Raw genomic sequence first — 12,546 nt, 5'->3', positions numbered from 1 at the left:
GTAATATATTTATAGCGGATACTCCTATGATAGGAGTATCCCTTTTTTGTTTTATCAAAAAAGGGGAACATCAAGAATTGACATGTCATATGAAAATGTACAATCTTTTGTTTTCGGGCGTTATAAAATTCTTAAGTTGATAGATATGTATAGCAAGACCTCTAAGAAATCATCATATCAAAAAAAATAAGTATAATTTCACGTACTATATCTGATGTGTAAAACCAAAATCTGCAATAAGACCTATTCTACCATCCGTCCCCTTATCCTCTAACCAAGTAAGTATTAAATTCTTTATTTATTCCTCTATCTTAGTAAGTCATTCCCCCAAGAGTTAAACAATCTCAAGTTTTTCATCTTTTCTTCGTAATTAGGCTTGACTGAAGATCTTGAGGGTTTTTATCATGTGGGAACGATTATGGAATACGGATGGAAGGCAGATTTATCCCCTACTTTGAAAGATCACAAATAAAGTAATCAGTCAAAATAGATGGATAAGCGTCTTTGTTTTCGCCATGCGGTCACTTATATGGTTTCCGTATGTATAGACCCTGTTCACTCAGCGATCTTCACCGCATACACCCTTTTTTCTATGGCTTGTCCTTGTAATATCGTCCCTACACGACAAACTGAATGTACTCCCTAGCACCGTAATGCTAACGATAACCACCCGAACCTTTTAGAGAATCGTCTCTGGGCAAGTTCTCGCCCACCCTCACCAGAAGAACAGGATTCCAATGAGGGGTGCTGTTTTTGTAGGCGTATACTCTGTACCCCCTGCACGACCAACAGCTAGCCACGCCATAACACGTTCCCTCTATATAGAAGCACGGAATTACGGCTTATCAGTTTTTATTTACGTGGTATCAGGCAATTCCACGCGAACAAAAAACAAAAAAGGACATCTCCAATTCCTAAATGGCCTGTGCATTCACAAGACTTCTAGGTTTAGAGATGCCCGTTATATATCTTTTGGAATACAAAATAATCAAAACTAGTATTTACTAGTTGATATTTATCCAAACAATAGATAAAATGGGTATATCAAAGAAGCCTCGTGAAAAGGCATAGTTATTTAAGGTTAGTGGTGGTACACTACTTAAACGTTAACACTGTGGTTCAATACAGTTCATTCTAGTAAGTGTTTGTCGCAATTACTAGAACTGAGTCATTCCCGCTAATGGTTGGTAGCCGATAGCATATGGGAGTGGCTTTTTGTTTTGTGTTCATATTCAATTGTTATATCGATCTTCATTTATTTAAAATATCAAATTATGTTTTGTTTTGTAGAATGTTGCTTGTTGTTTATTACGTTACAACAAGCTTTTTTCTTTGTAAATACAGAAATGACAACTTTAAACTACGCAAAAGTAGAAATGTATACTTACGAAAAAGTAGAAATGTATACTTTTCTACCTAACTTTTAAAATAAGTATACCCTTTCAAACTTACGCAAAAGTAGAAATGTATACTTATGGACTTTCACATTGAATTATCTACATCGAAAAAACCCAAAAAAACCCTTATTTAAAAACATTTACATAACCATAACAAAAACTACGCAAAAGTAGAAATGTATACATTTCTACTTAAAAAAACTCACATTCTATAACTTACGCAAAAGTAGAAAAGTAGAAAAGTATACTAAAAATATTTACGCTTAAGTATACTTTTCTACTCTTTCGAGAAATCCGTTTAAAAATCCTAAACTTTCCGATGGTATACTGTTGCGAATATTGTATATAGATGTTACATTTTACTCAAAGGTATACTTATTCGGAGTTTTTTATGGAGGAATGTCGAAAATGAAAAGACAAGCAACTACATATGTTATCGGTAACTTTAAAGGTGGCGTTGGAAAAACAAAAACAGCAACAATGTTAGCTTATGAAGCTGCAACTGTATTTAATGAAAAGTGTCTTTTAGTGGATATGGATCCACAGGGGAACGCAACCAGAGTACTTGCGAAAACAGGTGATGTTGAACAAATAGACAAGTCTATTACAGATGCATTTCTAAATCAAAATTTAGAGAATGAGATTATCCCAGTTATCGAAAATTTGGATATCGTTCCATCTAATACTTCATTTAGAAAGCTTTCAAAAATCCTCTTTGATATGTTCCCAGAGGATGAACTTGCACAAATTACTTATTTAAAGAAACTACTTGAACCATTAAAAGATAAATATGATCGTATTTACATTGATGTACCACCAACAATCAGTGACTACTCAGATAACGCCATGATAGCAGCTGATTATTGTATCATCGTTCTACAAACACAAGAGCTCTCTTTAGAAGGTGCTCAAACATATATTGCTTATATGCAGTTCTTAGCAGAAACATATGATGCGGACTTACAAGTTCTTGGTATCATTCCAATGATGCTTCATCAAGGGAAACGAGTAGATAACAAAGTTCTGAAACAAGCACAAGAAATGTACGGTGGAAATGTTCTGGATACAATTGTTAGATATCAAGAACGTTTAAAAGTATACGATGTTGAAGGTATTCACAAAACAATTAACGTAAGCGGAAACGTGGATATGTGGGATGAAAAAGCCCATCAGTTATTCATAGATGTTCTTAGTGAACTTAATGAACATGAGAACTATTTCGCTACCATTAATGCTTAAAGAGGAGGCTCATAATGTCTAAAGCACCATTTCAACCTATACCTACAAAACCTGGGAACACATTGAACGACAAGGGTGTGGATATAAAGGGGACAAACGACTTTGGCCGTAACAGTGAACCTGTTAAGAAAAAAGTTATGACTCCTATTATTAATAAAGCTAAAGTGCCAGCTCCTGAGAAGGCAGATCATCGTTTAGTTCCATCTAAAACAGCAAAACTTTCGCCTGCTGTTTTACTAAAATTAAGTACACTTAAGCCATTCATAAAAGAAGCAGAAAGCATGGATAAAGTATCGAATAATAATATTATTGATATGCTTATTGAAAGCTATGTAAATACTAAGCTAACAACAAGACAATCTGAAGGTTATAAAGGGATGTACAAGCACCTTTATGAGATGTTAGATAAAAAATAAAAGAACGAGTGAAATTATCTAGGCTATATAATGATTCTTAGTATTTTCCATCCTACTATTATTGGAGATGAAGTTCATGGGAGTAATTACGAGAAATGGTGATAGTTTAATCGATTTCGATTTGTTTACAACAAAGTACGGTTGTATAAAAGTTGATTTTAAGCATAATGAAGGTGGAAGGTATTATTTATATGCTTTTCGTAATGATCTGTCTGAATGGGATCTCAATAAAGGCGAATTAATTTTAATCACCCACGATGAAGAGAAAATTAAAGAGATATCTTCAAGAGTTCTAACTATATATGTAGGCGATTTATTCTGTAAAGAATGCTTTAGAAAAAAAGATATTGATAAGTTATCTAACAAAAATACAAGTTATTGGTGTTATGATTTTTGGAAAAACACTCCACATCACACTAAGAAATTACTACAGAACGAAATTTTATATTCAATAACTGATATGGATTGGTCCATGGTAAAAAACATAACCTCTGATAATTCATATGTACTTTTGGGAGTATGTTCGGATTCGTGTATGACTCGTGAAGAATTCGAGAATAATGATGAAATTCAAAAAAAGAAGAAGTTAATGAACGATATTTGGGAAGAGTTAATAACTGAAGAAATACTAAATGGCCCTGAGGCTTTATTAGAAGAATTGCTATGTAGTCATATAGAGGTCATTGAAGAAGGTATGTCTTTTGTGGAAAGACAATACAAAGTAGAAAATGGGATTATCGATATTATCGCAAAAGATAAGAATGGAACTAAATGTATCATTGAATTAAAAGTTGTAGCAGATGATAAAAATTTAGCATGGCAATCAGCGTATTATCCATCTTGTTTTGATGAAGATATTCGTATGATTACAATTGCTCCTAATTATTCAGACAGAATATATAACGCCCTTAAAAATATTAGCAATGTTGAAATGAAGTTTTTTTACAAAAATAAAAATGGAAAGTTTAAAATCAAAAACTTTGAAGTTAAAGATCCTATTGTAGAGGTAAAAGAGGAATCGCAAATTTTTGTGTAACTTGCTAAGCCCCGTGAATGCGGGGCTATATTTCATTTTTACTCCTAAGTAGAAAAGTATACATTTCTACTTTTTTGTACTTTGTCGCAAACCACTCACCAAAACCGCCACCACGGCTTTTTCTTCTCTTTCGCAGCAGCAACCTCTTCCCGAAATTCCTGCATCATTCTCTTCGCTTCCTGCATCTCACGGAGTGTCTTCATCAACGTCTCATCTCGTGCTTCCAATCGTTTTTCTACTCGTTCATTATGCTGCTCTATACTCGTTTTGATTTCCTCATTACTTTGCTTTGCCTGCTCACTCAATCGCTTCTCCATCGCTAACATGCCTTGATTCATTTCTTGCGCCATAACGCTGTACTGCTGTAATTGTTGTTTAATGTGGAATGGGACTAAGTCCGTTTCTTCAGGTTCTTCTTGAATCAAATCCGGATTAACCTTTTCTATTTGCTGTGCAATCATCTTCGCTGCCTTTTCCAGCGTCATACCGTCATGCTTACTAAGCTCAATTAACTTCTCAATCACCATAACGTCATGCTCTGTGTATTGGCGTCTACCACGATTATCTTTCTTCACAGCAAATCCCTCTCGTTGCAATACTTCCATATACTTTCTAAGGGTGCTATCACTTATTCCTAGTCGTTTGTATACTTCACTAGCAGAATAAACAATTTCGTCCGTCATAACGTCACGACACCTCCTATGTGACAGTATTCCATGATGATTGGAAAAATCCTGCAAAGAAAAAGCCCTACAAGTGTAGGACTAAATAGCCTTCGCAATCTCAACAAGTAATCTCATAAATAACGGTATCATTTGTACCACTATATAACCAATACCTGCACGACTTATTAAGGAAAACCCTCGTTCCTGGCTACCTACCATAATGAACAAACCACCGCATAACGCTACAACGGATGCTATCGGATATGATACTGCTTTAATCAATAATATAACCGGTTCAAACGCATTTACAATCCTATTGTATAACTGGCCGTCTATATAATTCTTTATTGCTCCGTCATTGGACTGCACATCTTTAAATACTTTATTCACATCTGGATTATTTCCATCTGCAAATACATGTGGAATATCTATAATATTGCTGAATATAATAGCACTACCGATTACTAATGAAACGCGCACTGCAACAGGTGCGTATTTTTTGCTTTCTTTTTGAACAAGCCCCATTTCTTCTTTGCTCCATAGTTACCATCCATAAAATCCTTGATGCTCATTGTCTCAATTGCCATATGGACCATCTCCCTGTTTTTAATGGAAATCAGTAACCGTAAATATGTTGCAATCCAATCCCTCGCAAAGCTTTTGGAGTTGTTTTCTGCGATATTCCGTCGTGGTGTACCAGATAAATTTAGGTTTCTTTTCAAAGACATTGCATTCCATCAATTTGCGATACTTCTGCATCTTCACACGGTTTGCACTCATTTTCTGCTCATGATCCACCTCAACAATGTGATAACGGCCATTATCCGTGAATAGCGCATCTGCAATTATAGAAACGATACCTTTCACATTCATCTTTACTTCCTGCTTCCACGTTTTCGGGCATTCATAAGCAATGTAGATGTCGTTCCTCATAATGGGGTTCAGCCGAGATACATGTAATTTCGGGTCATAGGCTGTATTTTATTTCCATTATCCGATTATCGTGTAACAAAAAGGTATTTTGATAATAATGTTACGAATTATTTTTGATACAGCATTTTGTTACAGCTAGTTCAACGGTTAGGATATTTCATATTTTCAAATACAAAACGTAACAAAAACGAACGTTTATGTTACAAATACCATCGAAAAACAACATTTGGTAAAAAATGTATCACTATGACCTAGTTTTACTCGTATCTCGGCTGAACCCCCAGACCCCATCATTCGAACTCCCCAACCCCTCAACTCCTTGAGGGGCTCCCTCGCCGGTAGGCAGGGTCAAACGGGTACCGTTTGACAACCACAAGAGGGTCTTTGGTGTAGTGAGTCTGTCAACTCCTTAATGCTCACTTCGTTCCGCTTACCGTTGACAGACACCCTGCAATAATTTCTTAGCATTTATTAATAGGGTCCCCCTATTCTTACTACCAACTTGTACATTAAAAAGGTATATAAAATATCCTAAACCGTTCCAATCTCTTATATTAAATATAAAAGGGGTTCTTTTTGTTTTATTAGCCCAAAAATAAAAAAGGCTTATTTAGTTATATACACATTTGTATGATGAACATAGAGTAACGTATACAACGCCCTACCTCCACATCAACTCTTTGTAGAGTATTTTTAATTTTTTTGAAGAAGGGAATGGGTAAATGAATGAATTATAATTTTAATCGAACAGATACATGGATTCCTTTAAAAAATAATTATGATTGTCAAATTATACATTGTAGAGGACCTTGTTTATAAAAAGTGACATAATATAAACAATTGTAAAATATAATCAAAATGGTTGTTGGTAAGTATATATATCGTAAAGGGATCTTTGTTAAAAAAAAACGAAGACCCTTTTATGTTTTTTTATTTTTAATAATACATACTCAAATTTTATAATAAGAGCATAGTTTTATAATGAATAGCTTCTTCCCTTGAACAGAAGAATGCAAAAGATGACTTTTGGATGAATGTAAGTGATACAGATAACAATAGTTCGTATATCTGTATCACTTATCCATTTAAGACTTAGGATTTAATGAATGCTATTGAAATGATATTAACCTATATAATATAAAAGGGACTTTGTGATATAATGAATGTCCATCACTAACTAACTTAAGGGCTTCATCCTTTTAAAAAACCTCTTTATATGTGTACATATAAAGAGGTTTTTTGCGTTTATATAATTGAAATTATGTTAAGATTGATAAGACTACATTTGAAAATGTGGGTTCAAGTTGCTGTATTGACTGAATTGCACCAAAAAAACCAATTCCATTACACGGGAATTGGTTTTTTTGGTGCAATGATTAGTATATGACTGCCGTAAGGAGTTGTGTCTCTTCCTAGATTAGTATAACAGTAATAGAAAGAAAATTCAAAATTATAAACCAAGTCTATTGTATAATATGAAAATATACATATTTTCCAATTTATCTCCTGAAATGTTAACAAATAGGTTACAATAGATAAATGAAACACCCTTCTGGTCCTCTATGGACTGTCCTTTATCTGTTGTTGGTACGAAGTCTATTAATAGACTTCGTACTTTTTTTTGTTTTTAAAAGTAAACTTTTAAATATTAGTTTACATTCATTTCACCTAAAATATTGACTTCATCCCAAATCCCTTGATATCCTCAAAATACACAACAAAAATATACATTCAAAATACTGTAAATAAAGAGGTCTAAATCTATGAACAAAAAACCACATCTCATTGATGTCCAACCCATCCGTAGCAAAGAACAGATCGAAGATATGAAGTGGGCTCTTAAACGTCATTGTTCCGAACGGGACTATATTCTCTTTCTCGTTGGGATTCATACAGGTCTACGCGTGAGTGATCTACTCCAACTTGAAAAACAAACCATAGTAAAACTAAAACGAAAAAAGAGAAAAGAATTTAAAATCAAAGAGGGAAAGACGAAAAAAGAACGCATGATTAATCTTACTTCTATTTTTGATGAGGTCTATTCCTATACCAAAACATTAGAAAACACCTGGTTATTCCCTTCTCGAAAAGGAGACAAGCCCATTAGTAAGATCCAGGCTTATCGACAATTACAAAAAGCCGGAGATTTTGCCGGTGTAGAATCCATAGGTACCCACACCATGCGTAAAACCTTCGGTTATTGGTTCTATAAACAAACCAAAGATATAGCTATGTTGCAAGAAATTCTCAATCATAGTACACCACAAATTACACTCAAATATATTGGAATCAATAAAGAAGAGAAAGACTATATTCTAGATACATTTTATATTTGATATAATAAAATATATATATATGTATAAATTTACAAAAGGGGATAATATAACATGAATCATAATATTGAAAATCAGCATGCAAATGAAATAAAAGAACAAAAGATTTATATAGAAAAGTTAGAAAAAGAAATTCAAATTTTAAAAGAAAATAGAAATACAAAAAAAAAATACGAATTTAAAATAGGTGGTAATATAGGATTAATAATTATTATCTGTTTAATAGTAATAATATATAAAATCAACTAAAAAAAGAGCAAATACTTGCTCTTTTTTTACTCTGAAATAATTTATAAATTTAAATTAATGTCTTTCAAATTGCTGTTTAATAACTTTTTGATAATACTCATGATTACTTAATAACTCATCATGAGTTCCAAAACCTGTAATTCTACCATCCTCTAATACAATAATTTGATCAGCATCTACAATAGTAGACAACCTATGTGCTATTACAAAAGTTGTTTGTTTATGAATTAATGTATTTATAGCCTTTTGTACTTGTTTTTCTGAATCAGAATCTAGATTTGCTGTAGCCTCATCTAATAACAGAAAATCAGCATCACGCATTAAAGCTCTAGCTATAGCAATACGTTGTTTTTGTCCACCTGAAAGTTGATTACCTCTTTCTCCTACTTGCGTATTATAACCATCCGATAAACCAACAATAAATTCATGTGCATTTGCAAATGTTGCAATTTCTATCAATTTATCATCTGTAACCTTATCATTTTTTCCATATAAAATATTATCTCTAATTGTACCTGAAAAAATTGGAGTATCTTGCGAAACATAACTAAATTTCTGTCTCCATTCTTCTACATGTACATTTTTATAAGATACGTCATCTAATAAAATATCTCCATTAGTTGGATCATAAAATCTTTCTATTAACGAGAATACCGTACTTTTTCCAGAACCACTTGGTCCAACTAGTGCTGTTAAAGAACCTTTCTTAATTTTAAATGAAATATCTTCAATAATATTATCTTTTTCATCATATCTAAAGGAAACATCTTTAAACTCTAATTGTGTTGGAGATCCAATACATGTTTTAGTAACAACTTGAACTTCCTCTTCTTCTTCTAAAATTTCAAATAATCTTTTCATAGATCCTTTTGCCTCTTGAAAACTCGTTAAAAAATGATTCATTTGTATAAAAGGAGACATAATTTGAAACAAATACAATAAAAACGCTACTAATTCACCAGAACTAATAAGACCTTGATCTACCCTCCAGGCACCAAAACCTATTACACCAATTAAAACTATAGTAGTAAATGTCCCTAAAACTGGAGTTAATATAGAATTAATTTTAGCTCTCTTTATTCCATTCTTATAAAGAAAATGAAAATGATCTTTTCCATTTTCCGCTTCTTTTAATTCAGTATTATAAGCTTTTACAAGCTTAATTTCAGAAAGAGTCTGTGATAAATAAGCTGTTAACTGAGACATTTTATTTTGTTCTTGGAAAGAAAGATCATATACCTTCTCTCCCAAAGGAATTACAATAAAAAGAGTTATCGGTACTACTAAAATCAAAACCAATGTCATTGGAACATCTAAAGTAAACAAAATAATTAAAGAAAGTACTAATGTTATACAACTCGTAATTAAATCAACAATTTCAGATGAAATAATATTCACTATTGCAGTAGTATCACTAGTTATTCTACTTACCATCTCACCAGATTTATTATCATTGTAATATTTTACAGGTAATTTTAAAAACTTCTCCCAAAGTTTATCACGCAAGTTTTTCACTATTTCTTCCCCTACTTTAGATAGTAAATAAAGAGAAAAAGCTGAAAAAATTATTTCCAAAATTAACAAAATAGAAATTTGACTTATTAAACCAAAAGATATACCTTTTGAAAGTTCATCCATTATATCTTTAATTAATAAAGGTATTATCAATGAAATTACACTTGAAACAATAGATAATACTAACCCTGAGATAAAATGAATTTTAGAAGGATTAGTTATCTTCCATATTTTCTTAATTGAAAAATTATTTTCCTCTTCCATATTCTAATTACTCCTTTAAATTACTTAATTTAAATACTATTTGAACAGAATAATATAATTCTTGTAATCACAAAATACCATTTTATCATTATAGAGCGAAATATGGAACAAACATAGAAATTTATAGTTATATTTCAAACTTTTTCTTTTTTTGTAATAAAAAAGAAAAAAGTGTTTAATTATATAACATTATATGTTAATATTTAAAAAGTTAGTTTTACATTTCAAAAAGTAAATATAAAACTATATATAATATTTAAAAAGGGGTGTTATAAATGGGAATCGTTATTAAAGTTGGGGTTAAAGTCATTGTTAAAATTATCAAGAAAAAATAATTAGTAAAAAAAGCAACAATCGTTATTGTTGCTTTTTTTTAATTACTTATAACTTATTTTCATGCCGAAAAAGACAATTAATAAATAAATGCCTTCCTTTAACAAGATTATCAAATATAAAAATACAACGATTATCATAAGAAAATAATAGAATTACTTAGTAAACTATTATTTCTTTTTATCGTCACTTTTTTAGTAATTTTAATGAATCAATATCAATATATTAACATATTAAAATTATATTTCAATATTTTTATGGAATAAATACCATTTAATCACAAATTAAAATCAAAAAAGCATCGAAAGTGTTTCCTCTTCTGTAAATTCTAAACATTTCATTTATAAAAAAATCAAGTAACTTTTACTTCTTTATCTGTAACATATCTTCCTCACTAAGGTCATCCTATATAAGCTTAATATACCAAATTTGCGTTTTGTTGGTACTACACCTATATACCCTCCTAAAATTAAAAGAACAAAATAACATAATAATAGCAAGGAAATGCTTGTATGCTGATCTGTACTGCATTCCCTTATTGTATGTATGCTATATTCTTATTCGCCTTTTTCTAACAGTAGAACCACGAATCATGGCGAAGACATTGGTTTTTGCCCTGTCCTGGGGTCCGTCCTCGCTTTTTATTCCACGGTTCCCTTGACCACGAGCCTCCGAACCCTCATCGTCAAGGAACTTTCGCGGCATAAACGCCAGGACTCAGCAAATCACTTCCAAAATTGATACCATTTCTTTTCATTATTTGCTGCAACCATCTGTTTTACTTCTTGAAGTTCTCGCATAACAGTCATAACCGCTTTATCCCGATCAGTAACCTGTTGTTTTTCTATAGTATTAGAATGAGTCAATAACTTTTGTTGAGATTCCAATACGTTTGTTAGTTTAGCTATTTGCTCATTTTGATTCTGTAATTGTTTTTGTTGCAACTCTACTGTATCTTTTAATTCTCTCAATACTTCTTTTAAATCATCAGATCCAGGAGTTATAACAGTCATATCTGTATTATTAACTGTTAATCCTTCTTCTTTTAAAAGTAATTTACAAGCATCTTCCAATGTGACTTGTGGCATACTTTTTAACTCTACTAATCTTTGTAATAACTTAACATCATAATCATCGAAAATAATTCGTTCTCGTTCGTCTCTTTTAAAGGCATAACAGTTATAACTCTCAATTAGTAAGTAATATTTTTTAACCGTAGAAGGTGATATTTTTAATCTTTTTGCAACCTGGGATACATTTTCATAAATAATAAGTGTCATAATAGTCATAACCTCCTTTTCAATATTTCAAATTCGTTATAACAATTATAACTCCTTTATCTTAACACTTTACATGAAATTAAGTTAAATCAATCCTAATTCTTCGTGCACAGATTCATTAGATCTTGTACTTACGAAATAAGTAGTTTTAATTTCTTTTTCTTCTTTGCACTTAAATCAATCAATAAAAAACATACAAATAAATTAACATTTTGTTTTTTAACATAATAATTTTCGACTAAAAAATGAACTACTCTATAAAATTGGAAATTCTGAATCAAAAAAGAGAGAAGAGCATAAGGGGTTTTTGGGCCCAACTAGGGGTTGGGACTAGGCGGAGCCTAGCTTAAACGTGGGTACACGAAAATTCCCAGGATGTCCACTCACTGACGACACAAAACTCTCCAAATGTCCCCATTATGTCCCCAAATGTAGACTCAGTGAGTACACAAAGTCCCTTTGATGTCTCCATATGAGTACTCACTAACGACATGATATTTTTAATAAATTGCAATCAAACATTACTTTAAAATACTAAAAGAAAATAATTAGCATTAAATAAATATAAATCCTTAATCTAGAATCAAATAACAACAAAATACAAAATGCTATTTAAATGCTTCAGAATCCTTTTTAAAAGATATAAATCTAAAACAATACTATTTTGTCGTTAAAACTAAAATAAACGCTTAAAAAGCAAAATGAACAGGTTCAAAGGAAGGTTTTCCTTTGCTTTTGGGGTTGAGGCTGGTTCGTCGTGTGGGGACGAGCCCCCACGTATTACGTATCTATCAATGTGGTAAGTGAAATTATTAAGCGAAGGCATTAGCGGTTCGGCTCGTATAATAGCAATTCAAGCCGATGATCCCAAATAGTTGCTTTTGGA

The 12,546-nt window shown here is 31.8% G+C and carries 9 protein-coding genes and 1 pseudogene; 5 read left to right on the top strand and 5 right to left on the bottom strand.

Features of this window, described 5'->3' with window-relative positions:
• Positions 1-1,805 precede the first annotated feature (1,805 nt).
• The 3 genes from FT637_RS28610 to FT637_RS28600 all read left to right on the top strand — a co-directional run bounded on the left by FT637_RS28610 (position 1,806) and on the right by FT637_RS28600 (position 4,088).
• A complete protein-coding gene (locus FT637_RS28610; RefSeq protein ID WP_098831601.1) occupies positions 1,806-2,636 on the top strand; it encodes a ParA family protein in 831 nt (276 codons plus the stop codon).
• Between the two features lie 14 nt (positions 2,637-2,650).
• Positions 2,651-3,052: a hypothetical protein gene (locus tag FT637_RS28605; RefSeq protein ID WP_193649120.1), complete on the top strand. Its 402-nt coding sequence runs from the start codon at positions 2,651-2,653 to the stop codon at positions 3,050-3,052.
• A gap of 76 nt (positions 3,053-3,128) precedes the next feature.
• Entirely contained in the window at positions 3,129-4,088 is a 960-nt protein-coding gene (locus FT637_RS28600; protein WP_193649119.1) for an endonuclease NucS domain-containing protein, read from the top strand.
• A gap of 95 nt (positions 4,089-4,183) precedes the next feature.
• Here the strand turns inward: FT637_RS28600 and FT637_RS28595 are convergent, their stop codons facing one another.
• The 3 genes and pseudogenes from FT637_RS28595 to FT637_RS28585 form a co-directional block, all read right to left on the bottom strand.
• A complete protein-coding gene (locus tag FT637_RS28595) occupies positions 4,184-4,771 on the bottom strand; it encodes a DUF3967 domain-containing protein (protein ID WP_193649118.1) in 588 nt (195 codons plus the stop codon).
• Between the two features lie 81 nt (positions 4,772-4,852).
• A complete protein-coding gene (locus FT637_RS30225) occupies positions 4,853-5,278 on the bottom strand; it encodes a hypothetical protein (RefSeq protein ID WP_227494005.1) in 426 nt (141 codons plus the stop codon).
• Positions 5,279-5,359: 81 nt separating this feature from the next.
• Positions 5,360-5,689 (bottom strand): annotated as a pseudogene (locus FT637_RS28585) (hypothetical protein); the annotation flags it as partial.
• Between the two features lie 1,760 nt (positions 5,690-7,449).
• Between FT637_RS28585 and FT637_RS28580 the strand changes: the two are divergent.
• A complete protein-coding gene (locus tag FT637_RS28580; RefSeq protein ID WP_193649116.1) occupies positions 7,450-8,022 on the top strand; it encodes a tyrosine-type recombinase/integrase in 573 nt (190 codons plus the stop codon).
• A gap of 51 nt (positions 8,023-8,073) precedes the next feature.
• Complete coding sequence (locus FT637_RS28575) at positions 8,074-8,268, top strand: hypothetical protein (protein WP_193649115.1); 195 nt, start codon at positions 8,074-8,076, stop codon at positions 8,266-8,268.
• Positions 8,269-8,322: 54 nt separating this feature from the next.
• Here the strand turns inward: FT637_RS28575 and FT637_RS28570 are convergent, their stop codons facing one another.
• Both FT637_RS28570 and FT637_RS28565 read right to left on the bottom strand, forming a co-directional pair.
• Positions 8,323-10,047: an ABC transporter ATP-binding protein gene (locus tag FT637_RS28570; RefSeq protein WP_193649114.1), complete on the bottom strand. Its 1,725-nt coding sequence runs from the start codon at positions 10,045-10,047 to the stop codon at positions 8,323-8,325.
• A gap of 1,058 nt (positions 10,048-11,105) precedes the next feature.
• Positions 11,106-11,660, bottom strand: coding sequence for a DUF3967 domain-containing protein (locus FT637_RS28565; protein ID WP_087996929.1), 555 nt, complete (start codon positions 11,658-11,660; stop codon positions 11,106-11,108).
• Positions 11,661-12,546: the final 886 nt, after the last annotated feature.

The sequence above is a fragment of the Bacillus cereus genome, assembly GCF_015071065.1.
Lineage (GTDB): Bacteria > Bacillota > Bacilli > Bacillales > Bacillaceae_G > Bacillus_A > Bacillus_A cereus_BA.
The sequence above is the reverse complement of the archived record's forward strand: the minus strand, read 5'-3'. Positions and strand labels throughout refer to the sequence as shown.

Bases quoted from the DNA above. Each gene is read 5' to 3' on its own strand.
- FT637_RS28600 (WP_193649119.1), top strand. From the start codon at position 3,129: ATGGGAGTAATTACGAGAAATGGTGATAGTTTAATCGATTTCGATTTG.
- FT637_RS28605 (WP_193649120.1), top strand. From the start codon at position 2,651: ATGTCTAAAGCACCATTTCAACCTATACCTACAAAACCTGGGAACACA.
- FT637_RS28610 (WP_098831601.1), top strand. From the start codon at position 1,806: ATGAAAAGACAAGCAACTACATATGTTATCGGTAACTTTAAAGGTGGC.
- FT637_RS28570 (WP_193649114.1), bottom strand. From the start codon at position 10,047: ATGGAAGAGGAAAATAATTTTTCAATTAAGAAAATATGGAAGATAACT.
- FT637_RS28565 (WP_087996929.1), bottom strand. From the start codon at position 11,660: ATGACACTTATTATTTATGAAAATGTATCCCAGGTTGCAAAAAGATTA.
- FT637_RS30225 (WP_227494005.1), bottom strand. From the start codon at position 5,278: ATGGGGCTTGTTCAAAAAGAAAGCAAAAAATACGCACCTGTTGCAGTG.
- FT637_RS28595 (WP_193649118.1), bottom strand. From the start codon at position 4,771: ATGACGGACGAAATTGTTTATTCTGCTAGTGAAGTATACAAACGACTA.
- FT637_RS28575 (WP_193649115.1), top strand. From the start codon at position 8,074: ATGAATCATAATATTGAAAATCAGCATGCAAATGAAATAAAAGAACAA.
- FT637_RS28580 (WP_193649116.1), top strand. From the start codon at position 7,450: ATGAACAAAAAACCACATCTCATTGATGTCCAACCCATCCGTAGCAAA.